22 protein-coding genes, 1 tRNA gene and 2 pseudogenes are annotated in these 21,647 nt (G+C 60.5%); 15 read left to right on the forward strand and 10 right to left on the reverse strand.

Features of this window, described 5'->3' with window-relative positions; translation table 11 throughout:
• Positions 1–24 precede the first annotated feature (24 nt).
• On the forward strand, positions 25–1,215 hold the full coding sequence (locus B5527_RS20505) for an outer membrane protein (RefSeq protein WP_154072409.1): 1,191 nt from the start codon (positions 25–27) through the stop codon (positions 1,213–1,215).
• Positions 1,216–1,351: 136 nt separating this feature from the next.
• Here the strand turns inward: B5527_RS20505 and B5527_RS20510 are convergent, their stop codons facing one another.
• A complete protein-coding gene (locus B5527_RS20510) occupies positions 1,352–2,044 on the reverse strand; it encodes a glutathione S-transferase family protein (protein ID WP_079603148.1) in 693 nt (230 codons plus the stop codon).
• 569 nt (positions 2,045–2,613) lie between these two features.
• On the opposite strand from B5527_RS20510, the gene B5527_RS20520 reads away from it, so the two are divergent.
• Positions 2,614–2,703: transfer RNA gene (locus B5527_RS20520), tRNA-Ser, on the forward strand.
• Between the two features lie 90 nt (positions 2,704–2,793).
• Here B5527_RS20520 and B5527_RS44285 read toward each other — a convergent pair.
• From B5527_RS44285 to B5527_RS20530, 3 genes are all read right to left on the reverse strand, one after another.
• The gene (locus tag B5527_RS44285; protein ID WP_154072410.1) at positions 2,794–2,940 is read right to left on the reverse strand and encodes a hypothetical protein; all 147 of its coding nucleotides are present in this window, start codon (positions 2,938–2,940) and stop codon (positions 2,794–2,796) included.
• On the reverse strand, positions 2,937–3,353 hold the full coding sequence (locus tag B5527_RS20525; protein ID WP_079603149.1) for a tyrosine-type recombinase/integrase: 417 nt from the start codon (positions 3,351–3,353) through the stop codon (positions 2,937–2,939). Before B5527_RS20525 ends, B5527_RS44285 begins: the two co-directional genes overlap by 4 nt.
• A gap of 256 nt (positions 3,354–3,609) precedes the next feature.
• The gene (locus B5527_RS20530; protein WP_172842617.1) at positions 3,610–4,647 is read right to left on the reverse strand and encodes a helix-turn-helix domain-containing protein; all 1,038 of its coding nucleotides are present in this window, start codon (positions 4,645–4,647) and stop codon (positions 3,610–3,612) included.
• A gap of 327 nt (positions 4,648–4,974) precedes the next feature.
• On the opposite strand from B5527_RS20530, the gene B5527_RS20535 reads away from it, so the two are divergent.
• Positions 4,975–5,376, forward strand: coding sequence for a hypothetical protein (locus tag B5527_RS20535; protein WP_154072411.1), 402 nt, complete (start codon positions 4,975–4,977; stop codon positions 5,374–5,376).
• 687 nt (positions 5,377–6,063) lie between these two features.
• Here B5527_RS20535 and B5527_RS45415 read toward each other — a convergent pair.
• Positions 6,064–6,135, reverse strand: a pseudogene (locus tag B5527_RS45415) (IS6 family transposase); the annotation flags it as partial.
• 179 nt (positions 6,136–6,314) lie between these two features.
• A pseudogene (locus B5527_RS47720) lies at positions 6,315–6,497 on the reverse strand (efflux RND transporter permease subunit); the annotation flags it as partial.
• Positions 6,498–6,702: 205 nt separating this feature from the next.
• On the opposite strand from B5527_RS47720, the gene B5527_RS20550 reads away from it, so the two are divergent.
• Positions 6,703–7,842 carry a D-alanyl-D-alanine carboxypeptidase family protein gene (locus B5527_RS20550; protein ID WP_079607397.1) on the forward strand — a complete coding sequence of 380 codons (1,140 nt, stop codon included), beginning with the start codon at positions 6,703–6,705 and terminating at the stop codon, positions 7,840–7,842.
• A gap of 124 nt (positions 7,843–7,966) precedes the next feature.
• On the opposite strand, the gene B5527_RS20555 is transcribed toward B5527_RS20550, so the two are convergent.
• Positions 7,967–9,454, reverse strand: a complete 1,488-nt coding sequence (locus B5527_RS20555) for a L,D-transpeptidase family protein (protein WP_172842618.1) — start codon at positions 9,452–9,454, stop codon at positions 7,967–7,969.
• Between the two features lie 14 nt (positions 9,455–9,468).
• Here B5527_RS20555 and B5527_RS45420 point away from each other — a divergent pair, with 14 nt between their 5' ends.
• The gene (locus B5527_RS45420; protein WP_172842619.1) at positions 9,469–9,711 is read left to right on the forward strand and encodes a hypothetical protein; all 243 of its coding nucleotides are present in this window, start codon (positions 9,469–9,471) and stop codon (positions 9,709–9,711) included.
• Between the two features lie 10 nt (positions 9,712–9,721).
• Here the strand turns inward: B5527_RS45420 and B5527_RS20560 are convergent, their stop codons facing one another.
• Positions 9,722–10,099 (reverse strand): hypothetical protein, encoded by a 378-nt coding sequence (locus B5527_RS20560; RefSeq protein ID WP_154072413.1) that lies wholly within the window; start codon positions 10,097–10,099, stop codon positions 9,722–9,724.
• Positions 10,100–10,403: 304 nt separating this feature from the next.
• Here B5527_RS20560 and B5527_RS20565 point away from each other — a divergent pair, with 304 nt between their 5' ends.
• From B5527_RS20565 to B5527_RS20605, 9 genes are all read left to right on the forward strand, one after another.
• Positions 10,404–10,676, forward strand: coding sequence for a hypothetical protein (locus B5527_RS20565; protein WP_079603155.1), 273 nt, complete (start codon positions 10,404–10,406; stop codon positions 10,674–10,676).
• Positions 10,677–11,552: 876 nt separating this feature from the next.
• Positions 11,553–12,578, forward strand: a complete 1,026-nt coding sequence (locus B5527_RS20570) for a Bug family tripartite tricarboxylate transporter substrate binding protein (protein WP_245332671.1) — start codon at positions 11,553–11,555, stop codon at positions 12,576–12,578.
• Between the two features lie 28 nt (positions 12,579–12,606).
• A complete protein-coding gene (locus tag B5527_RS20575; protein WP_172842620.1) occupies positions 12,607–13,158 on the forward strand; it encodes a tripartite tricarboxylate transporter TctB family protein in 552 nt (183 codons plus the stop codon).
• A 16-nt stretch (positions 13,159–13,174) separates the two neighbouring features.
• Positions 13,175–14,710 carry a tripartite tricarboxylate transporter permease gene (locus tag B5527_RS20580; RefSeq protein WP_079603157.1) on the forward strand — a complete coding sequence of 512 codons (1,536 nt, stop codon included), beginning with the start codon at positions 13,175–13,177 and terminating at the stop codon, positions 14,708–14,710.
• A 19-nt stretch (positions 14,711–14,729) separates the two neighbouring features.
• Positions 14,730–15,569 (forward strand): sugar phosphate isomerase/epimerase family protein, encoded by an 840-nt coding sequence (locus B5527_RS20585; RefSeq protein ID WP_079603158.1) that lies wholly within the window; start codon positions 14,730–14,732, stop codon positions 15,567–15,569.
• Positions 15,569–16,981, forward strand: coding sequence for an enolase C-terminal domain-like protein (locus B5527_RS20590; protein WP_079607399.1), 1,413 nt, complete (start codon positions 15,569–15,571; stop codon positions 16,979–16,981). The genes B5527_RS20585 and B5527_RS20590 overlap by 1 nt, the downstream gene beginning before the upstream one ends.
• A gap of 434 nt (positions 16,982–17,415) precedes the next feature.
• Positions 17,416–17,838, forward strand: coding sequence for a hypothetical protein (locus B5527_RS20595; RefSeq protein WP_079603159.1), 423 nt, complete (start codon positions 17,416–17,418; stop codon positions 17,836–17,838).
• A 159-nt stretch (positions 17,839–17,997) separates the two neighbouring features.
• Positions 17,998–18,240: a hypothetical protein gene (locus B5527_RS20600; protein ID WP_079603160.1), complete on the forward strand. Its 243-nt coding sequence runs from the start codon at positions 17,998–18,000 to the stop codon at positions 18,238–18,240.
• Between the two features lie 161 nt (positions 18,241–18,401).
• Positions 18,402–19,058 (forward strand): DsbA family protein, encoded by a 657-nt coding sequence (locus B5527_RS20605; RefSeq protein ID WP_079603161.1) that lies wholly within the window; start codon positions 18,402–18,404, stop codon positions 19,056–19,058.
• Positions 19,059–19,144: 86 nt separating this feature from the next.
• Here the strand turns inward: B5527_RS20605 and B5527_RS20610 are convergent, their stop codons facing one another.
• A complete protein-coding gene (locus tag B5527_RS20610) occupies positions 19,145–19,357 on the reverse strand; it encodes a PRC-barrel domain-containing protein (RefSeq protein ID WP_079603162.1) in 213 nt (70 codons plus the stop codon).
• A gap of 279 nt (positions 19,358–19,636) precedes the next feature.
• Positions 19,637–19,921: a PilZ domain-containing protein gene (locus B5527_RS20615; RefSeq protein WP_079603163.1), complete on the reverse strand. Its 285-nt coding sequence runs from the start codon at positions 19,919–19,921 to the stop codon at positions 19,637–19,639.
• Positions 19,922–20,224: 303 nt separating this feature from the next.
• Here B5527_RS20615 and B5527_RS20620 point away from each other — a divergent pair, with 303 nt between their 5' ends.
• Positions 20,225–21,634, forward strand: a complete 1,410-nt coding sequence (locus B5527_RS20620; RefSeq protein WP_079603164.1) for an MFS transporter — start codon at positions 20,225–20,227, stop codon at positions 21,632–21,634.
• The last annotated feature ends 13 nt before the right edge of the window (positions 21,635–21,647 follow it).

The raw sequence follows: 21,647 nt of genomic DNA on the forward strand, positions 1-21,647 counted from the left end.
GGGCTCGATGAAACTGAACCGGAGTTGCTGAGGCTGCGGCCCGCTGACAGGCGCCTGCCTGACCGGCGTCGCGGCGATCGCGGCGAGAACGCCGAAATCGCCAAAGAGGCAGCAGGCCGCCAGGTCGTCGTCACTGAGCCGTTCTCGGCAAAGGTTTCGGGCAGGTTTATTCGGATCGATCACGCAGAGGTTTTTGGTATCGGCACCAAGTTGCAAATCTCGCACGGCGAACAATTGCAAAGGGCCGAACTCGCAGGTTTGTCGCAAGTCAATACGATTTCCGCTCTACGCGGGGAAATCATTTGTCGGAGTGTTGCTGGCGCACCACAGCTCCTGGTTGAGAATTCCCATAGTCTTCTTCGATCTGGTTCCGGTTTGATTGAGGAAATTATGCGAAATTCAAATTTGATTGCGTTAGCTGCCGCGGCTGTTGGAGCCATTTTTGGCGTTGGCGCTGCATCTGCCGCTGATCTCCCTTCGGGCAGCTATACGAAGGCGCCCGCGTATTCAGAACCATCCTACAACTGGTCGGGATTTTACACGGGTGTTCATGGCGGATATGGCTGGGGGCAGTCTCCGACATCGGTGACGCCAGATCCCACAGATGCCGGTTTCATCGTTGACCCGGGGGTGGGCACCTTTGCCCCAATTCCGGATACGTCGCGCATCTCGGGTGGGTTCGGCGGTGCGCAGATCGGCTACAATTTCCAACAATCCGCGTATCTTGTCGGCATCGAGGCTGACGCCTCCTACGCAGGCTGGCGCTCGTCGGGATCGGCAACAGGGCCTTTCTTCATCGGCGGCATCTTCAACACGGCCGTTTCGACCAAGTTCAATTGGTTTGGAACGGTACGAGGCCGGCTTGGCTTACTCGCTACGCCGGGCGTGCTGCTTTATGCGACCGGCGGTCTCGCTTATGGCGACGTGACGACATCTGTGACAGGGAGCAACCTAGGAGCCGGGAGTTGCAACGGCTCTTTCGTGTACTGTTTCTCTGGGACGACCGGCGGCGTTTCTGTCGGTTGGGCTGCTGGCGCAGGCATCGAGTATGCGTTCGCGCCGGCTTGGTCGATCAAGGGGGAATATCTTCACATCGATCTCGGCAGCCGCTCAATCGTGTTGGCTGACAGGTTCGCTGGAGGCGGATTCGAGGCCGTTCAGAATTCCTTCCGCGCCGACACCGTGCAGGTCGGAATCAATTATCACTTCCACTGATCGGCCGCGCAGCGTGGATGCGTCACGGACACATTGCCCCGAATCCTTGCTGAAGATTTTTCGGAAGTGGTTCATCGCAGTCAGGAGCGATTGGCGGACGCCATGAGCGGCGAAAATCGGCGGGCCGCGCCTGCCCTCACCCGCTGACGGCCGCGTGAATATCTTCGCAATGGCGCACCAGATTCGGATGGGCCGTGACGAAAGCCTTGAGCGGCGTCTCTATCGGAAAAAAGTGGATGTTGGCGATGAATCCGTAGATGCCGGCATCGATGCTGGTCGGCTTTGCCCCATACACATAGCCGTTCGCGGGTATCAGATCGGACAGTACCTTCAGGTCGGCCAAGCCGCGTGCGTAGGCAGCATCGGGAGCGTAGCGGCCGATGCCCTGGAAATAATAACGCTGCTCGTTGTACTTCCTGGCCTTGTCCAACCCGGCCGCGTCGACGCGCGAATGCTGCGTCATGAAGGCGTCGCGAAACGCCGGGAAATAGCGGTCGTCCTCCCAGCGCGAATACGACATCACCCAATACAGATTGTCGAGCATGCGCGAGATGAGATGATCGGTCATTCGTTCGGCCGGTGACAGCGCCGCATCCATCGTCAGTCGATACTTGCGGATCAGATGCGCGATGATCGTCTCGCTGTCGCCAATCGTCTCGCCGCCATCGACGATATACGGAAGCTGCCCGCGCGGCGCCCCGGAGGCGTCGAAGATATGCTCATGGACGAACGGCACGCCTGTCAGCTTGAGGAAGGGTAACACCTTCAGCCCGTAGCCATTGTTGTCAGCGACGCCGAACAATTCCGGATAGGAGTAGAGCGTCAGCATCTGCCATGTATCCGCGATGTTCCGAGCGAAACTTCACGCCAGCATGGTAGGGACTTGCGGCTTAATCAATGGGCTCGCGAGTCGTACCCGTTGGTTGGTGCGGGTGACGGCTGTGCTGCCGCATCTGCATCAACACCAGCGCCGGCGGTTGGTCAGAGCATCATTTCGAGGGTCACGAAGCCCGTAAAGTTCGCGGCAAATGTCCGGCCTTATTCATTACTGCTGCCCTCCCTTCACTGCCCCCATAAACTTGTATTTTGCGCCATCATTTCCGTTCCTCACCGAATAAAACGACGCGGGCGGGATCCGCGAGAAGGAAGCCAAGAGCGGGCGCGCCCGGACGGTCGCCCTGCCCTCGCTGGTCGTCGAGGAGCCTCGGCGCTGGCGGCTTGCTCAGGCCAGGGAGGCGCTCAAGCCGGGCGTCCGACCCGAGCGCCGCTTCGGCGGTTGACGATGTGATGCGCGCGGCCATAAACAGGCGCTCCAAAGACGTTGGGTAGCAAAGCGGTAGCAAACGGGCGTTCTCAGCCCCAAGCGTCTCTTAGATAGCTAAACAATATCAATGGTCTGGAAGGGTGGCCGAGTGGTTTAAGGCACCGGTCTTGAAAACCGGCGTGCCTGCAAGGGTACCGTGGGTTCGAATCCCACCCCTTCCGCCATGACATTGTTTTTGCTTACTTTTTTGGCCCTACTTAGTAAAACTTTTTGCCGTTTTTACTATCGCGTTCCCACTGCGTGCTTTTTTCGTTCTACGTCCGTAGCTTAGTGACGTTTCCAGCCAGCGCGATCTGCTCGTCGTGGAGTTGCTGGCGGTACATCGCATCACGCAGGTTCTGTGGGCCGCGCGCCAGCAGCAACTGGCTGGCCTGCGCACGATTGGTCTGCACCTGCTTCATCGTGGAGTGGCCGAGCACGGCAGCGATCTGCGGTCGGACGCGCCAGCATGCGCAAGCTCGATACCGCAGAGATGGCGCAGGCCATGCGGCGAGTAGAAGCGCGGCTTGCCCTTGCTGTCGGTGGTCTGGAAGCCGAGACCGCGCGTCGTCGCGATCATCTCGTTGGTGATCGAGGTCCGAGCCCACGGCTCGCCCCTCTTCTTCGGGCTCATGACAACGAACTTGCGGTTCCGCTTCCATGTTGCCATTTCCTCGATCAGACGATCCGACAGCGGCACCCAGATGCGGTTGCCGGTCTTGATCTGGCTGACGAACACCGTCTTCTTGTTGAAGTCGAAGTGATCCCATTCGCAGACGCCGAGATCGCTGCGGCGCTGACCGCCATAGCGGCCGAGGAAGTAGAACTTGCGCAGATCGACCGAAGCTTACTGCTCGAACTTGAGAGCTTCGGATCAGGCTTGGCATTTTTGGCCACGGAAACCCGTCGCCGCCACGCAACGAAATCGTCCCGCGTTTTCAGATCGTATGGACTGAGCAACATCCTCAGATCAAGATCATCGCCAGCGGCGAGATTGATCAAATCGCCACGGGCCCCCGATAGCTGCCGCTTGAGGCGCTTGATTTCTTCGTCACGCGGGTCGACAAAAGGTTGATAATGCCTCACTTCGCCTACCCCTTTTTCTTGGCCTTCGGCAGCTTGATCACCTTGCCGCCCTCGCCTTCGGGCTCCGTCAGCCCATCGGCATAGCTCTCGGTTTCGTCCTGCTCAATCTGATGCGTCGGAAACGAAATGTAGTCGAGCGCGTCAGGGTTGAGATGCACCGTCCGATGATAACCCTCATAGGGCAGTTCAATCATATGCAGCTCGTCCGAATTGCCGCTGCTGGAATCATAAAAGGTGTCCTCCAGCGGTTCGATCACTTCGAACAGGTTGCAGTCAACATAGTCAATGTCACGCTGCTTGCCGGTGGAAAACCGGATCGTCACCCGCGCGGCCAGCTCAAGAATCTCCTCGGTGCGCGGGCTGAACGGCACCAGTTTAGATTCCTTCGTTATCGGTTCGATCAGCGGCTTGAGTTGTTCCTCGGTGATCCCGATCTCTTTGGCGACTCGCTCGACGTCTTCTCTCGAAAACGTTTCCAACAGATCGTTGGCACCTGCGCCCATCGCCTCGACACGGATGGCATCGACAATTTGCCAGTCGCGGGTGTCGGGCATCTGGACCAACGTCCCCAGCGTGTAGCTCTTATGGTCCGGGCCGTAGGTGTCATAGGCCTCGCTGGAAAAATAGAATTCGGCAATCGCGTTCTGGCGAATCGCCACGGTACGGTTGCCCAAGTCCTTGATCACCATGAAGCGCTTGTCGGTCCCTAGTTGACTATCTGCCTGCTGAAAGGCGGCTTCCGAAATCGACAGGACCAAGGGATCGCCGCCGCCGACGAAATGTACCGCACACTCGCCATAATATTGCAGATCAAGCGGGGCTTCGTCGTCATAGAACGCGGCCTCTTTCGGCGGATGCCGACCGAGCAATTCCGGCCCCGTGGTCTTGAAAAACTTGGCGAGCTTTTTGAGGTAGCTCTCCGGAATCGGAGCCTTGCCGGTTTCCCAGCGCTGATAGGTCGGCTGCGTCACGCCTGCCGCCCTGGCGGCTTCAGTCTGGGTCTTGGCGTTCTTGACCCGGAAAAACTTCAGTCGGTTGGCCATTTGGCACTCCCTGCCCGTCCGAGACAATTTATGCGTATATATACGCATAATCTTTCAAGCGGCAAGGGGTGCTTGCTTAGGCGCGCGGCACAATACGGGGCTTGGCGGTAAGGTCTTTTACACTTCATCGTAAAAACATCAGCAATATCAATATCGGTTCACATCCCAGAACCGTTGAAATCATTAGATATTTTCTGATTTTTACCCCCACCCACACTCAAACCCATATACGCCGCAAGCCCGCGGTGAACAGCAAAAGGCCCGCCGGGGGCCTCATATGCTGCGGATTCACCCGGTCGCCTGAGCGACACACGGAGGGGAGATAACATGAAATTCGTTTCCGCCGCCGCATTGGCAGTTATTGGCTGCCTTGTCGGCTTCAATTCCGCAAACGCGCAAGGAGTCGCTATGAAAACGACGCCGACGACCAAAATTCTCGCCATCGGGACTATCAATCCCGGTTTTGAACAATCGCAGGTGTCTGCTGTCCTACCGGAGGAAGTTCGGGAAACTGTCGACCTCTACCTCGATGGCAAGATCGAGCAGTGGTACTCGCTACAGGGAAAGCCGGGCGTGGCGTTCATCATCAACGTCACCGATCCGGCCGTCGCTCACGAAATGCTCGAAAAGCTGCCTTTGGGTAAAGCACATATGATGAGCTTCGAACTGATCCCCATTGGCCCGCTCAACCCGCTTCGCTTTTTGCAGGGCATGCAGCCAAAACCTTGAGATATGCAGGGCCAATCCAACCCATAACACCGCGGGACTGTACACCTGGTCTGGGCATTGCCTGGAGCGCTCTCCGCCGTCGGTGCGCCGCTGCCGGCTGTGCCGCCGGATGGTCAATGGGGTCATGTCACGAAAGGAACCTGCAGCGTCACCCGGCGGGTTTTGAGTTCGGCTTCGCGGCGGTGTTCATCTTCGCCACGGCCCGACCATGATAGCGCGCATCGGCGTTACGCGGCATTGAATCGACATGCGATGAGCCGGGTGGCGGATTCATTCGCGTAAATCTGCGGCCCGCCGTTGCAAACCGGCCCCACCAAGTAGAACATCCGCCTGGGGCCAATACCGGGAGAAAAGCGATGAGGGTCCTTGCCGCGACACTTATCTTGCTTGTTTCAAGTGCTGCCGCCGCTCAGGAGTGTCAGACGTGCTCAACGGCCGACGCCTGCATAAAGGCGTACCTTAAGGCTACGTCGGAAGCACAAACCGCCACTAAGCAGGCAATCCGAGATTGGAAGCAGAACCTGGACAGAAAGGCCTCCGCAGAATTGTCCAGCAGGGGCACGCTCGCATTACAAAACACCATGGAAACGCAAGTCCTTTCGGAGCTTGAGCGCCTGAAGGAGTGCTTGGCCAAGATTAAGTAGCAACGAGAATTGCGACGCCAGCGCGTGGCCATCTTGGCCTTCTCAGCCCATAAGCCGGGTACCGCCTCACGCATGACAGGATCACTGATCGATCCAAGTGCCTGCCCTTGAACATCTATTCCCCGCCGGGTCGTATCGACCTTCTTATACCGGGACAACTGACAATGAATGTTTGCGACAGATCCATGCCGCCTCACCAATAGAGCGCTTCGCCCGCATGCAGTCGGAGGTATTTGATCAACAGTTCACCGAAAGCGCGCATGGTATCCTTGCAAACGTCATAGGCGTTATTGATCATTCGGCCGGTTGCGGCGGGGCTGCGGCAGGCGCTTGCGTTCTTCTCCGGAATATCCACGTCTGCAGCTTGTCGAAGCAGATGTAGATAACCGGCGTCGTGTAGAGGGTCAGAATGTGCGACAGGGCGAGGCCACCGACGATCGCGTAACCGTGCGGCTGGCGAATCTCCGAGCCGACCCCGCAAACGGTGAGACGGCAATAGCCGCGCCCTGCCCGCGAGCCTCTCTGGCGGCCGGTGCGAAAACCCGGCCCGTTGCATTTGGGACACACTTCTTGCAAAAACTGAATATCGGACGTTTCCGCCATTGCTTGTCCACATCGTGGCCCCAAAAATCGTTGGCGTTACGCTTGGCTATGCAATCCGGCCCAATTGGAGACGGAGATCATGAACCCACGGGTAGCAACACTGGCAGCATTGTGCCGAGAGATCGCTATACCTGCTTCGGTTCTTGCGTGGCTCGCTGCGGTTGGTTCGGCTGGATTCGATAACACTGGCGCTGCGCCAATCGTTGACAGCCTCGCACCGTCTCTTCCCGCTGCCACCAAGTTCGCCGACAAACCACCGGTGAACGCGTTAGGTACCGCCAATGTCGCGGCTGCCAGCAGATCGATGACGGCGGCTGCCGCCGTCGACGCCACGCCGGCCTCGCGTGAGTCGAAACCGATGGTTATAGCCGCGTTGACCGCTCCATCGGAAATGCTGAAGCCTGAAACACCGGATCATGCCGGTGAAACGAGCGCGGCGCCCAGAGAACCCGGCGATGCTAATCCGGCTGCCAGCCCAACCGAAGTTCTCGAAGAGTGCTTTGTCGCAGAAAACTGTATCGACCGTTACCTTTGGGCGCTTTACCAACGCGCGCCCAAGGAAGACAGCGTCAAAGTCCAAGAACAGAGAAAAGTGACGGTCAAGAAAAAGCGCAGACTGGTGACTGTCACGAAGACGTTTACGACACGTGCCGATGAAGATTTTTCCTGGAAGGATCCCAAGGCCGCCGACCGCGCCGGCATGCCCCTGGCAGACTACGTGATCGGAGGCATGGATCGGGATTTCAAGTTGAAGCTCTTTCATCTGCTTTACGCAGCCGAGGAGGCAGGCCTGTCACCCGGCATCACCAGCGCCTTCCGCGATGATTATCGCCAATCGATTGCAAGCGGCCTCAAGGCGGCAAACGACAGGTCCTATCATGGAGGTAGCTCCCGTGGAGGGTATGGCCACGGGCTTGCGGCGGATATCGTGAGCGTCAATGGCGCGACACGAGCGCAGCGATTGACTTCCACCGAGACTCTTTGGAATTGGGTCGATGCGCATGGCAAGGAGTTTGGAATCGGACGCCCTTATCTGGATCGAGATCCCCCACACGTCGCACCGATCGACGGCAAGGAATATGCGGATCACCATCCCGGAATGAAAGCCCGACAGGCGGGATCGGCAGCGAAGACACGCCACCAACTGGCGATGCGAGACGAGCGCCGCGCGGCAAAACATACGAGAACAGCAAGATCGTCGAAGGTGAGAACGATCTGACCAACCTGATGAGCGGAAGTTGGCGCGGGAACAATAATTCAAGCGAGCGAATGTGCGCTCTCGCGCGTAACGGACTCAACTCGAACTTCGCGCCGCCACGTCCGGCACCCGTTGAAGCGAAAGGTCACCAGGTGGAAAATGGGCTCCAGGATGGAGATCGCCACTCGCGCGGGCGCACGTAACTGAATTCGGCTCCCGGCGGATCGCGTCGCCGGTTCTTGATGCCGCCTTGCGGCTCGCCGCTCAACAGCACCACGAAATCCGTGCCTTTGCCGGTCTCGGAACTCAACGCCTCATCGGTGACGATCAGGGAAGACCGCGGTGCTATCCCGGCGATGCGATCCAATGCGTCTTGTGGAATGACAATCCGGTCGAGCGCGCTCTTGGCGCTGGCTGGCCCCGCCATCATCGGCTCGGCATCGTGGTCGGTCCTGCGCGCCGGGCCTTTCGACTCGGGCACGCCGTCAAGCGAACGCCCGTGCTCCAAGGAGACGACGCTCCATCGCAGCTTGGTCCCACCCTCGGTCCGTTCCATGGCGGTAAAGATATGCGTGCCGATCGGACGATCCGGATCCAGGATCGTCACCGGAATATCCAGCACGGGCTCAAAGCCTTGCCGGACATAAAGCCTCTGCGTCTTGCGGCTAATCAGCATCGATACCGGCTCGAACTCGCGCATGACCTGACGCGCCGCCTCGGCCGCGGCGACCCGCGCCGTCTCCGCGCTTGCAATCGCTTCACGCGTTGCCGTGACGGCGTCGAGTTTCGGCTGCAGTTCCGCTTTTGCGGCATCCAATTGGGTCTGCGACTCGGCAACCTTGGCGACAGCCTGTGCCTTTTCGCTTTCAGCCTGTTCGTTTGCCTCCCCCGGGATTGCGGAGCCAAGCTTCGCCTCGGCGGCCGCCAATAGCGCGTCGGCCCTTCGCTTTTGGCTTTCCGCGACACGTACCGGGGCCATGGCCTGCACAGACTCCCGGAAGGCGGCCCCGGCGGCCAGTCTGGCTTGTTCCGCCTTCTTCGCCGCCTCATTCGCGTCCGCAAGAAGGGCAGCAGCCTTGGCGCCGTCACCCGGCTTCGCCTCAAACAGAACCGGATGGGCTATCTGGATGGGCGCCACATCGATCGGTGCCACGATTACCCGCAAGCCCATCTGGGTCATGTCGAACAGGCGCTCAGCGAAGTCGAAGGGCATCCGAACGCATCCATGAGACGCCGGATATCCCGGCAGAGGTCCGCCGTGGAGCGCGATGCCTGACCAGGTGAGGCGTTGCATATTTGGCATGAAGGCATCGTCGTACAGGTTCGAGTGGTGATCCGCATCCTTTTGGATGACACTGAAGATCCCGGCGGGCGTCTCGCGTCCCTTCTGGCCGCTCGACACCGGCGCCCGGAGGATCCAGCCATTCGCGTCATAGATGGTGATCCGCTGGCTCTGGAGCGAAACAATCGCCATGATCGGCTCGCCAGCGGCGCGCGATTCGATGGACTCGACCAGGCGTTCGCTGCGGCGCTCTTTCGCACTCGCATGACTTCCGGCCGCGGTGAGCGCGGCCAGAACCGCAATGGCAAGATAGACCGATCGGGGCCTGGCCCGCTCGCGTTTCAAGTTCACGAAACGAAACCTCGTTGATCGGGGTTGAAGCGCTCGTGCATAATGGCATCGAGCTTCTGCCGTTCGCAACTGAAATAGGCCTCACGTCATGTCGCGGCTATCTGTTTCAAGCCAATCACGTTCAAACCGATCATGCGAGACCCTTCCCATGCGCCGTACTTGCCGCAGGCGTGAAATCGGCGCCCTCACCTCTCATCGTCGTCGCGGACGTCCAGCCAGGAGCCATCGCCGGGTTGAGCGGCGACGGCTTTCGATGACGTCGCTGGCTTACAGGTGCGCTGGCCGCCGCGATTGCGCGATCAGGAAGTATCCGCTTCCGACCGCCCCGAAAAGATAGATCAGCACAGTGGACCACCCCAAGGCGTTCGCCGTGCCGGCCAAGGTGCCGATAGTTGCCACGACGAGATTTACGACGTCACCTACGAGGCCGCCGATCAGCACCGTGCGCACGGCGGATTCGTCACGCAAGTCCCTGGCGAGCCAAAGGATCACGCCCAAGGTCAGCAACGCCCCGCCGAATAGTCGCCCGAGCAGCGCCAGGGCGGGCGAGTGTTCAATACCGTAGATGGCCAGAACCTGATCCGGGGCCAGCACAAAGCCGACGCCGAAGAAGAAGGAGAGAGCGGCGAGGATCGTGAAAAACATTCTGATCGTCATGATGATGCCTCCCTAAGCCTCTCGCCGAAGGCGAAATGCCGACGGCCTTTGCCAATTTAGCACGGCCATGGGCGCCCCGACGGTCTAACCCGAACGGGTTAATCCGGAAGGTCCCGCCAGGGTGAACAGACAAGTGCTATCGTAGCTCCATTGTGCGTGTTGCGTTCGGCACAATAAGCCCCCAACGGCCCCAGCACCCCCACCCCCCGCGCTGGGGCCGTTTACTTGGCTGGGGGGATCACAATGAGGGATGCCCGGGCCCGGTCGGCGTCGGGATGGCCACGGCGGTGGAATGGCTATGCAGTTCACCCGCATCGTTAATCCCGTCGCGGACATGGAAATATGGAACGCGAGCAGCGACGGCTTTTCCTTCGTGATCAGTCATGAGAGCCGCGACGGTCCCGGCTTTCACGGACCGCCCGGCTATGTGGCATCGTGGCGCTCGTTCTCTCGGAATCCGGGCGCCATCAGGGTGTGCGGATCGCCCTTTAAAACGCTTACCGAGGCCGAACAAGCCTGCAACGCCATGCTGGAATACCTGACGGCAAAGCTCGAGGAGGAATGACCTTGGGAGGCCGCGTGACAGATGAAAAAGCCCGCCGGCGTGAACCGGCGGGTTGAATTGCCGGCCACAGATCTCCATGGCCCGCAATGAGCGCGTTCGGCGCTGATGCGCTCGGAATCTACGGCGTGCCGGTCTTATGGTTGAGCACCACCAACGCCGGCCCCAGCCCCGACGTAAAAGCCGGTCCATGGGCGAGTCGAAGGTAGCGGCGATTTGGGAGGAGACGAGATTGGCAGGCTGGCCGAATGTTCGGACGCATAAGTTGCTGCTGCCGAGAGTGGCAGCGCCCCCGGGGCGGATCCCCGATCAGACCGAGTTTTAGTCGAGATATGTTTGCTGCCTTTTGCACCGTGGTCAGGTGACGACGTCTCTTGCGAACCACCGGAAGCGGAACCTGGGGCCGGCGCTTCACCAGCGATGCTGCTGGACACCATGAGTGGAATTATAGCTAATCCGAAAAGTGCACGACGCATGATAGACAGTCCTCTTTGCCGGACCTCCCCTAACGGAGATTTGGGTCAAGAATGTGAGAGACGGTAGGGCGTCAGGCGTTCATCATTCCGCATTTGGTTACGTGCCAATGAGTCCACGTCCTGGGGTCACCAACCCTTCCGCTCAATGCCGAATGTCGTTGCAATCAGCGCATGCTCGGTTTTCACGCCCCCGCCTCCGGGCTTTCGACCACAGGAGTCCGAGCGTCCAGCTCCGGTGTGGCCAAGTCGCTTTCGGGTATCAACTAATTGGTTGACGGCGCTAGCGGCGCATGTCTAGATTTTCACAAACAGGGAGACGGCGCTTGGACATCAGTCCAATTCAAGCGTCAGCCGATCAGGCTTGCCAGCCCGTTTCCGGGCGGCGGATAATAAAGGATCGTACGTGAAATATTCAGGTTTCCGCTCGACATTTTTGCTCTCCACCATCGTCGTTGGCCTCTTGTCCTTGCTGATGTCCCCGCCGGCCCTGGCGGCCGATTGGAAGCCGACGCGGCCGATCAATCTGATCGTACCCTGGGCAGCAGGCGGATCGACCGACCAGATCACCCGTCTGGTGGCCAGCGAGATGGAGAAGCCGCTCGGTCAGACCATCGTGATCATCAACCAGCCCGGCGCATCCGGCTCGATCGGTACGCGCAGCGCTTTGGAGGCTCCGAAAGACGGTTATACCTGGACAGCAGGCGCGGCCCAGGATCTCGGCGCTTACCAGACGTTGGGGTCGCTCAACTCTTCGATCACCGACTGGCACCTGTTTCTGAGCGTTGCCAATGTGCAGGTTATCGGCGTCGGTCCCAATACGCCCTATCAGAGCGCCAAGGAACTGCTGGACGCCATGAAGGCGCAGCCCGGCAAGATTTCGGTGGCGACAGCCGGTGTGACCTCCGCTGGCCATAACGCCATGGAGCTGATCGCCAAGGTGGCCGGCGTCAAATATCGTCACGTGACATACGACGGGGGCAATCCCGCGGTCGTAGCTACTGTCGCCGGCGAAACCGAAGTCACTACCCAACTGGCCGTCGAAGAGGCCGACATGATCCGGGGCAAGCGGCTTCGTCCGCTGGCGACCGTCAGCAACAAGCCGCTCGAACTCGACGGGTACGGAACGATCCCGCCATTGTCGGACACCCTTCCGGGTTTCTCGGCGCCGACAAACTATTTCGGCATTTTCATTCCCAAGGGCGTCCCGGACGACGTTGTCGCCACGGTGCAGAAGATCTGGATTGAAAACGTCTCCAAGAGCGACGTGTTGAAGAAGTACGCGGTCTCGCGCGGCGCACTGTTCGCGCCGGTCTACGGCGAAGCGGCGCAGAAGGCGGCGTTCCCGGCGGTGCAGGCCAATGCGTGGCTGCTTTTCGACAGCGGCAAAGCCAAAGTGTCGCCGGACACGGTCGGTGTTCCGAGGCCTTAGTAACTTTTTCGGAATCGCGTTGATGTCTTTGCCCGAGCAGGCGTCCTCCACATCATCCGAGCATCCAGAAACCGTCGTCGGGCAGCGCACCGATCTTCTGTCGGCGATCGGCTGGATGACGTTGGGGATGGCAATTCTGATCGGATCGGTGATGATGGACCGGCTCGAAGATCAGGACATCAATCCCTACACGATCCCCGGGCTGCTGCCGGGCTTGCTCGGCATTGCCATGATGATCCTCGGCGCGCTGCTTGCGCTTCGCAGTTGGCGTGCACCTCCCTCTCGTCCGGCAAAGACCGTCGATCCATCGACAAGCCAGGCCGGGCGCAAGCGTCTGGCGCTGGTGCTCGGCCTCTGCCTCGCGTTCGGCGTGGGTCTGGTGGGGCATGGTTTGCCATTCTGGCTTGCCGTCGTCATCTTTGTGACGGCGTCGATTCTCTCCCTGCAATATCAGCAGCGGCTGGCGACCGAGTCCCCCATAAAGCTGCGCCAGTTTGCCGCCGCGACCGCGATCGGTCTCGGCGCGGGCATCGCAATCACGATCATTTTCCAGGACTTCTTCCTGGTCCATCTGCCCTAAGTCGACAGATCGCATCATGCTGAACGGTCTTTCGCAACTTGGCCATGCCTATCTGAGCATTCTCAATGTCGCCTCGCTCTCCTTTGGCCTCGGTGGAGCGCTGCTCGGCATCATGGTGGGCTGCCTGCCTGGCCTTTCCGCCACGCTTTGCATCGCGCTGCTCACCACGCTCACCATCAAGTTGCCGCCCAACGACGCCATCCTCATTCTGATCTGTTCCTACGTCGGTACGCTTTACGGCGGCTCGCGGACGGCGATCCTGCTCAACATTCCCGGCACCGCGGCCAACGCTGCCTCCTGTGCCGACGGTCACGCGCTGGCGCTGCGCGGCGAGGCCGGACGCGCCATCGGCATAGCAACCTCGGGCGCGTTTAGCGGCACGTTGTTCGGTGTGCTGTGTCTCGCGGCGTTTACGCCGGTGCTCGCGGAGGTCTCACTCTCGTTCGGTGCCTATGAATTCTTCTGGCTCGCGCTGCTCGGCGTTGCCATGTCCGGCAGCATCGTCGGCAACGATCCGCTCAAGGGCTGGTTGATGGGCGTGCTCGGCCTTTTCGTCGCGCAAATCGGTCAAGAAGGACTTTACGCCTACGATCGATTTACGTTCGGATGGAGCCAGCTTTCGGGCGGCATTTCGCTGATCCCCGCGCTGATCGGAGCGTTCGGCTTCGCGGAGGTTCTCACGACGCTCGCCGATCCGGTCGGACGCAAGGTGGTCGAGATGCAGGACTCGGTCCTGCCGCGATTTCGCGAAGTTGCCCAGTATTGGCGTACCGTACTGCGGTCCGGCGTGATCGGCGTGCTGACCGGCCTGATGCCGGGCGTAGGCGAAGATGCCGGCGCCTGGATGTCCTATGCCGCGGCCAAGGCCGTCAGCAAAGAGCGTGAGCAGTTCGGCAAGGGATCGATCGACGGCCTTATGGCAGCCGAGACCGGTGACATGGCCTCGATCCCCGGCCACATCATTCCGGCGCTGGCGCTCGGTATTCCCGGATCTGCGCCCTCGGCGGTTCTGATGGCCGCGATGATCATTCACGGCATCCAGCCCGGGCCGATGCTGATGATCCAGCATCCGCAATTTATCTATGACGTCGTCGCCATGACGTCGCTGGCGACTGTCAGCATCCTGGTATTCGGGCTGTTTCTGATCCGGCCACTGCTGCTGGTGCTGCGCGTCAAGCTTCACGTCTTGATGCCTATCATTTTCGTGCTATGCACGGTCGGGGCCTTCGCCGGTGCGTCGCGGCTGTTTGATGTCTACTGCATGATGGCGATCGGAATCGGCGCGTTTTTGCTTCGCCGCAGAGGTTATCAGATGGCGCCGTTCGTGCTGGGGCTTGTGCTCGGCGGATTGCTGGACAAGAGTCTACGCCGGGGTTTGGTGTTGTCGGACGGCAGCCTTGAGCCGTTCTTCACCCGTCCAATCAGCCTCGGTCTGGCCACCGTCACCATCTTCATCCTGCTGTTGTACATTCCCGCGTTCAAGGCCGGGGCCTCGTCCCTCGCTGGAGCGGTCAGCGGGTGGATTCGCCACCTCATATTCCGTTCCGTCTGAACATTCAGAGCTCCACGAAATGCATATTGCCCTCTGCAATGAAGTTCTCGGCGATATGTCGCTGGAGCAGCAGTGCGAATACGCCGCGCGCCTTGGTTATGATGGGCTGGAGATCGCCCCTTTTACCCTTGCGGATGCGCCGGAGACCATATCCACGGCGGAGGCTGCGAGAATTCGCAGGACCGTACAGGCCTCGGGCCTTCGCGTCACAGGATTACACTGGCTGCTGGTCAAGCCCGAAGGTTTGTCGCTCACGGATCCGGACGCTGCGGTACGCGCGCGCACCATCGGCGTCATGGCCCGCATGACGGCCCTCTGCGCCGAACTCGGCGGTACGGTGCTGGTGCACGGCTCACCCAAACAACGGCAGATCGCGCCTAGCGACACCCATGCGGTCGCACTCGCCCGCGTGCACGACGGCCTGGCAAAGGTCGCACGCGCCGCCGCCGATGCCGGCGTCATCTATTGTATCGAGCCGCTGTCACGACGGGAAACGGCGATGCTGAACACCGTCGCGGAGGCGGCCGAGCTTGTGCGCGCGATCGATCATCCGCATCTCAGGACGATGATCGATTGCAGCGCCGCCGGCTTGACCGAAGCCGACGAGATTCCGGCGCTGATCGACCGCTGGCTGCCCACTGGTCTGATCGCCCATTTTCAAGTCAATGATCCGAACCGGCGGGCACCAGGTCAAGGCAACATGAAGTTCGCGCCCGTTCTGGCGGCTCTGAGGCGACACGGCTATGATGGAACCATCGCGGTCGAGCCCTTCGATTATTTGCCCGACGGTCGCGGCGCGGCCGCCTTCGCCGTCGGATATTTGCGCGGTCTGCTGGAAGCGTTGCCTGAAACTCCATGATGACGCCCCTGCCCTTTCGGATTCTCGATATTCAGCTCTACGAGCGCCCGGTGAAATTGCGGCTGCCGTTCAAGTTCGGCGTCGTCACCCTGACCGACTGCCCGCAGGTGTTCGTTCGTGTTCGCATTCGAACGACAGCCGGACGCGAAGCGGAAGGAGCCGCAGCCGAACTGCTCGCCCCCAAATGGTTCGACAAGAACCTGTCGCTCAGCAATGATGACAACTTCAATCAGCTGCGGCAGTCTCTGCGCATCGCCCGCCAAGCCTATCTATCGGATAGCGCGGCAAGGTCGGCGTTCGAGCATTTTTCGGCGCACTATCAAGACAAGATCGACGTTGCCGGCGCGCAAGGGCTCAACCCGCTGATTGCATGCTATGGTCCGGCGCTGCTCGACCGCGCCCTGCTGGACGCGCTGTGTCGTGCGCACGACGTATCGTTCTATCAAGCCATTCAGAGAAATCTGGCCGGTATCAGCAATGCGCTAACCCCCGATCTCGCGGGATTTGATCTTGACGGCTTCCTGGCCTCCCTCGCGCCATCGCCATCCATCGCCCTGCGCCATACTGTGGGCCTCGCCGATGCGATCACCGCGGCCGATCTCACGGCGAGAGTCAATGATGGGCTGCCTGAAACCCTCGACGAGGCCATCGATTTCTACGGGTGCAGCTATTTCAAGCTCAAGGTGTCCGGCGCGCCGGACCAGGATATAGCGCGGCTCACCGCCATCGCTCGAACTCTGGACCGCCTGTCGAACTATGTCGTGACGCTTGACGGCAATGAGCAATTCCACGACGCGGAAACGGCCGCCGCGTTCTGGCGACAAGTGCGATCGACGCCCGCGCTCAAACGGCTGGCGGACGCAATGCTTTATATCGAGCAGCCGCTCCCCCGCGCCATCACGCTCGATACGGACGTACGCAAGCTGGCCGGGAGCACGCCTGTGCTGATCGATGAGGCCGACAATACGCTGGATGCGTTCGTCGGGGCGATCGGCCGTGGCTACACCGGCGTATCGAGCAAGACCTGCAAGGGTATCTATCGATCGCTGCTCAACGCCGCGCGATGCCGCAAATATAACGAGATCAATGGTGCACATTATTTTATGTCGGCCGAGGATCTCACCTGCCAGGCTGGACTGGCGGTCCAGCAAGATCTGGCGCTGGTGAACTTACTCGGTCTCACCCACGTTGAGCGCAACGGCCATCACTATGTTAATGGCTTCGGCGGCCAGGGCGCCGGCGCCGCCGAGCAGGAGGCATTCCTTCTGGCGCAGCCGGGGCTCTATGAAAGCAGCCGGGGCAGTGTCCGCCTCACCGTAAGCAACGGTCTGATCAACTTGTCCTCGCTTGTGTGCCCCGGCTTTGCGACCCGTGCTTATCCGGATTGGCAGGGTCTGCAGCCGTTCGATTGAACCATGGTTGGGACTGGCGTGTTCAGGCTGGTTCGAACGACAGCGCGCTGGCGGCCGACTTTGAAACGCGAGATCGCAAGCTGGTCGCGGGACGCTGGCAAGTTCGGGCCGAACGAGTTGTCGAGGGAACCTCGGGTTACGCGACATGTTTTCAAAGCAGTTAGAATATCTTGTGAGGCCTGAAGACGGCGTTGTCGGTAAGGGAACCTGGGGTTTACCCTGGCGTCGTTTTGCCGGTACCTTTTAAAGCGGTTCAGTCTCCGGTGAACGAGAAGCCAAACCTTTCGGCATCCTGAAACGCATTTGTGATTTGGCGCCGTCCGAGGGAGCCGTAGAATTGCCAACAATCAGGCAAAGGCTTCGGTTCTACTGTCCACGCTGATAGAGGCCTGCGCCTCGGCGCGGGTTGGCTATCTCGAACGAGGAGCAATCCGATGTGTGACTATAGTCTGCACGCTGTCGCAACGCGCCCCGCCAAAATTGGAGAGACGCTCATCACCACGACATTCCGCGGGACGTCGACTCGCGGCTTCGCATCAGAAAACGAGCCCGCGGTCGCGGTCTGCATGCTTCCCGGGACCGAACTGGCGTTCACCGAAAATGTCAAATACGACAACCGGTGGATTTGGACCAGGTCGACCAATTTTCGGGTTGGAAAATTCGGCGCGGTAGAACCCGATGTTCCGCACCGTCACCATGATGCGATCGAATTTCCCGACGGAAGCTACGTGCTCGTGACGCAGCTCTGTGGAGGCCAGCGGGCCACCGTGCTGCAGCTGCCTGTGGTTCATCAGGTAACGGAACCCGCGCAGCCCGCTGCTGCACGCAACGCGGCAACCCCGACTACCGTCGGTTGAAATAGTCGTGCGGATACCCGCCGGTTCCGGCTGGCGGGTCGTAGCGCTCCTTGGCGAGTAGAAGCGCGATCAGGAATGGTCGCGCACGCTCGCGCTATTGTCGCATCTCGGCCTTGATTGTGCGTCGCGAAAGCCACATTGCGGTGGCAGCACCTCGAGATGAAGTGTTCCCTCCCGAAACTCAAATGGATCTTTCTGGGCATTGGCGGTGTGTTGCTGGCTTCGTGCGCCGGCCGAACCGCGGGCGAGCACATGGCGGACATGCCGCACTGGATGGGCGGCGAGCCCGCCGGCGTCCCGCCGCGGCGCGGCACGCCTGAATACGATGCCTGGATGGCGGCTCGCGCCGCGGAAGCTGCGAGGCCGAAGACCGATCAGCCGAAGACCGATCAGCCTCAATAGCCTTTCGCCTCGCTCGGGTCCTCATAGTTGAAACGCAGCCATTGCGGGGTCGCCCGGTTAGTCCGGCCGGGCGCCGGCCGCCATTGCCAGAATAGTCGTTTCCAGCTAGCGAACGGCTTGTTCCCGAGCCCGCAGCAAAGCGCCATTTCCGGAGCAAGCCGTTGATCTTTACCCGTCGCGCCTGCGCTGCCGCCTTGTCGCTGGGGCTTGCCGCTCTCGCTGGCTTCGCGCCGTTTCCTCTGATCGGCGATGCGAGGGCGCAAGGCTCCACTGCGGAGTTGGTGGCAAAGCCGGTGGCGTTGCCCGATATCGCGGTCGGGTCGGCAAAGGCCGCGGTGACCATCACCGAATACGCGTCGATGACCTGTCCGCATTGCGCGGCATTCGAGCAAAACGTCTTCCCGATGCTGAAGTCGAAATATATCGACACCGGCAAGGTGCGTTTCGTGTTCCGGGAATTCCCGCTCGACATCAAGGCCGCGGCGGCCTCGATGCTGGCGCGCTGCATCGCCAACGGCGATGCCGAAAAATATCTCGCCACCGTCGACAAGCTGTTCAAGCAACAGGATCAGCTCGTGCAATACACCAAGGAAACCCTGAAGCAGATCGGCGCAGACGCCGGCATGAGCCAACAGGCGGTCAAGGCGTGCGTGAAGGATCAGGCGTTGCTCGACAAGCTTTCCGCCGATCAGAAATTCGCGTTCGAGCAACTGAAGGTCGATGCCACGCCAACCTTCTTCATCAACGGCGAGATGTCCAGAGGCGCCATGTCGTTCGAGGAACTGGACAAGAAACTCAAATCGCTATTGAAGCGCTGATCACCGTCGGCGGGCACCGGCGCCGCCCACCGCTCAGCCTTGGCCAGCGGGCTGTCACCAGGATTTACCCCGGATCGGCGGCCGGTTCAGTCGGTCTGTGCGAACTTGATCGTGGAAACGGGCCACTTTCCGTCATGGCCCTTGATGGAGATTCGCAGGCCGTGGAATTCGTCAAGCCAAAGGTTTTCCACGGTCCCGGCCTTCCCGTCGGCGAGGACCACCGCCTTGCCGATAAGCTCGGATTGCGCCTGCTCGAACTCCCCGAGGATCGTTGCGGCCCGGAGCTTCACAGCAGGCATGGTTGTCTCCGAAGTCAGGCGCGGATGAATGATCAGGGATGGGTGTGTGAGCTTGGCGTCATGACTGCTCCTCTTAGCAAGGCGGCAGCATGGATACACGCCCCGACACCGATCACAACCATGAGCGCGCAGTAATGACTTGCACCGGCTTTGTGTTCAGAACGCGACCCTGCGGAACCAACGCCAATTCCGAAGCGGCCGGCGCAGCCACGGTCGAGCTCGATACGGCTTCGCCCGCCGAGATGGGGCGGCCGGGCGCTGGACTCAGCCGGCTGCGCCCTATGCGCGCGACGCGCCGATCGGAGAATCCGGGTCCGGCGGTGCTGCGGCAAAACTGACGCCAATCCGGTTTTTCTGGATCCAGGCGATACTGCACTCACGGACCGAGGAGTCCTTCGCCATCACGAGGCGAAAGCGCTGGGGTACGAAGGCGGGATTCTCGACATCGATGGCGGCGCCTTCGAGCGAGATATTTCGGACCGTGCAGCTCATGACGGAACCGCCCGACGACACGTAGGCGGGTTCATTGATTTCGGCCCGTGGGTGCTTTCGCTTCTCTTCCATCGACTTCGGCCTCGATTGCCAGGGGCGGCGCAAGGTTAGCGGCAAACGTTAAATAAATTGGACGCTATAGCCTCTCTCCGGATCGACCGGGCGCAAGGAACGGACATGGTCGGGCCAGCGAAGCGTGAAGCTATCGGTACCCTAATCTGCAATGGTCGGTTCCACGTACCGATTTAAGCAACAGCTGCCATTTCCAAAGGGCCCCTTCCGTTCGTCGCGGCGACAGGGTAGCTTTCCCGGTACTCCGGTGCGTAGGCGCGACGCCCGCTTGAAAAAACGAACATGCGCCAAGGGGAAAACGCCATGTTCGAGATACTCGACCGACGCACGAGTCTAACCGGCAACCAGATCAAGATCCTTGCCGCGGCCATCATCGGCGATGCGCTGGAATTCTTCGACTACTTCCTGATCGGCTTCGTGCTCGCCTTCTTGATCGGGCCGTGGAAACTCACCTTCGGCCAGTCCGCCATCGTGCTGATGAGTTCCGGCATCGGCGCCATCCTGGGCGCCTACGCCTGGGGCTGGCTTGCCGACCGCATCGGCCGCCGCAAGGTCTTTATCGGCACCGTGCTGAATTTCTCCGTCGCGACCGGCCTGCTGTATTTCACGCCGGACAATGGCTGGGTCTACCTTTCGATCATGCGTTTCTTCGTCGGCGTCGGCGTCGGCGGGCTCTATTGCGTGGACCTGCCGCTGGTGCAGGAGTTCATGCCCTCCTCCAAGCGCGGCTGGGTCGGCGGCATCGTGACCTGCGTGATCCCGCTGGGCACGGGTCTGGGTGCAGTGCTTGGAGCCTCCCTGGGCAGCGGCGACTGGCGGTTGCTGTTCGCGATCGGGGTGTTGCCCGCGTTGCTCGTGCTGCTGGTCCGACTCTGGGTGCCGGAGTCGCCGCGCTGGCTCTGCCGTCAGGGCCGCTACGAGGAGGCGCGGAAATCGCTGGCCTGGGCGCTCCAGATGGAACCGTCCGCGCTGCCGCTGCCGACGGCCGCTGACGCCGGCCCGATCATCAAGAGCAACTGGCTCGACCTCTTTAAATATCCGCGCAGCCTGCTGGTCTCCTGGCTCGGCAACGCCGGCGCGCAAACCGGTGTCTACGGCATCACGCTCTGGGTGCCGTCGCTGTTCGTGCTTCTGCTCAAGGTGACGCCGCAGGAGGCCTCCAAGATGATGATCCTGCTGACCGTCTTCGGCTTCGTGGGTCGCCTCTCCTTCTCTTTTTTCTCGGAACTGATGGGACGGCGCAATGCCGGCGGACTGCTCGGCTTCGGCGCCGGCGTGCTGACCATCGTGTCGGGTTACAATTACGACGCAACGATCATGGGCGTATCCGCATTCTGGCTGCTGTTGGCCGTCACGTACTTTTTCGCCGACGGCGGCTTTGCCATCGTCGGACCCTATGCGGCGGAAATCTGGCCCTCACACCTCAGGACCTCAGGCATGGGTTCCGCCTACGGCTTCGGCGGCATCGGCAAGATCATCGGGCCGGTGGGCCTTGCCCTGATCGTGGGCTCGGGCAACTATCTCAAGCCTGACGTGCCGCTGCCGAAAATTCCGTTGGCCTTCGTCTATCTCGGCTGCTGGTTCTTGATGGCCGGAGCGGTGTACTATTTCCTTGGAATCGAAACCAGGGGCAAGTCGATCGAGCAGATCGACCGGGAGTTGGCCCTCACCGCTGATCTATCCACCGCCACGGCCACTGTCCGACGAGCATAGAAGACGAGCATAG

Origin of the sequence: Bradyrhizobium erythrophlei (genome assembly GCF_900129425.1) — a bacterium.
Taxonomy (GTDB): Bacteria; Pseudomonadota; Alphaproteobacteria; order Rhizobiales; family Xanthobacteraceae; genus Bradyrhizobium; species Bradyrhizobium erythrophlei_C.

What these genes read in the sequence shown, in the direction of transcription:
- B5527_RS20510 (WP_079603148.1), bottom strand. Translation starts at nt 2,044, where the DNA reads ATGCTGACGCTCTACTCCTATCCGGAATTGTTCGGCGTCGCTGACAAC.
- B5527_RS44285 (WP_154072410.1), bottom strand. Translation starts at nt 2,940, where the DNA reads ATGAAGCAGGTGCAGACCAATCGTGCGCAGGCCAGCCAGTTGCTGCTG.
- B5527_RS20530 (WP_172842617.1), bottom strand. Translation starts at nt 4,647, where the DNA reads ATGGCCAACCGACTGAAGTTTTTCCGGGTCAAGAACGCCAAGACCCAG.
- B5527_RS20535 (WP_154072411.1), top strand. Translation starts at nt 4,975, where the DNA reads ATGAAATTCGTTTCCGCCGCCGCATTGGCAGTTATTGGCTGCCTTGTC.
- B5527_RS20550 (WP_079607397.1), top strand. Translation starts at nt 6,703, where the DNA reads ATGAACCCACGGGTAGCAACACTGGCAGCATTGTGCCGAGAGATCGCT.
- B5527_RS20560 (WP_154072413.1), bottom strand. Translation starts at nt 10,099, where the DNA reads ATGTTTTTCACGATCCTCGCCGCTCTCTCCTTCTTCTTCGGCGTCGGC.
- B5527_RS20565 (WP_079603155.1), top strand. Translation starts at nt 10,404, where the DNA reads ATGGCTATGCAGTTCACCCGCATCGTTAATCCCGTCGCGGACATGGAA.
- B5527_RS20580 (WP_079603157.1), top strand. Translation starts at nt 13,175, where the DNA reads ATGCTGAACGGTCTTTCGCAACTTGGCCATGCCTATCTGAGCATTCTC.
- B5527_RS20585 (WP_079603158.1), top strand. Translation starts at nt 14,730, where the DNA reads ATGCATATTGCCCTCTGCAATGAAGTTCTCGGCGATATGTCGCTGGAG.
- B5527_RS20590 (WP_079607399.1), top strand. Translation starts at nt 15,569, where the DNA reads ATGACGCCCCTGCCCTTTCGGATTCTCGATATTCAGCTCTACGAGCGC.
- B5527_RS20595 (WP_079603159.1), top strand. Translation starts at nt 17,416, where the DNA reads ATGTGTGACTATAGTCTGCACGCTGTCGCAACGCGCCCCGCCAAAATT.
- B5527_RS20600 (WP_079603160.1), top strand. Translation starts at nt 17,998, where the DNA reads ATGAAGTGTTCCCTCCCGAAACTCAAATGGATCTTTCTGGGCATTGGC.
- B5527_RS20610 (WP_079603162.1), bottom strand. Translation starts at nt 19,357, where the DNA reads ATGCCTGCTGTGAAGCTCCGGGCCGCAACGATCCTCGGGGAGTTCGAG.
- B5527_RS20615 (WP_079603163.1), bottom strand. Translation starts at nt 19,921, where the DNA reads ATGGAAGAGAAGCGAAAGCACCCACGGGCCGAAATCAATGAACCCGCC.
- B5527_RS20620 (WP_079603164.1), top strand. Translation starts at nt 20,225, where the DNA reads ATGTTCGAGATACTCGACCGACGCACGAGTCTAACCGGCAACCAGATC.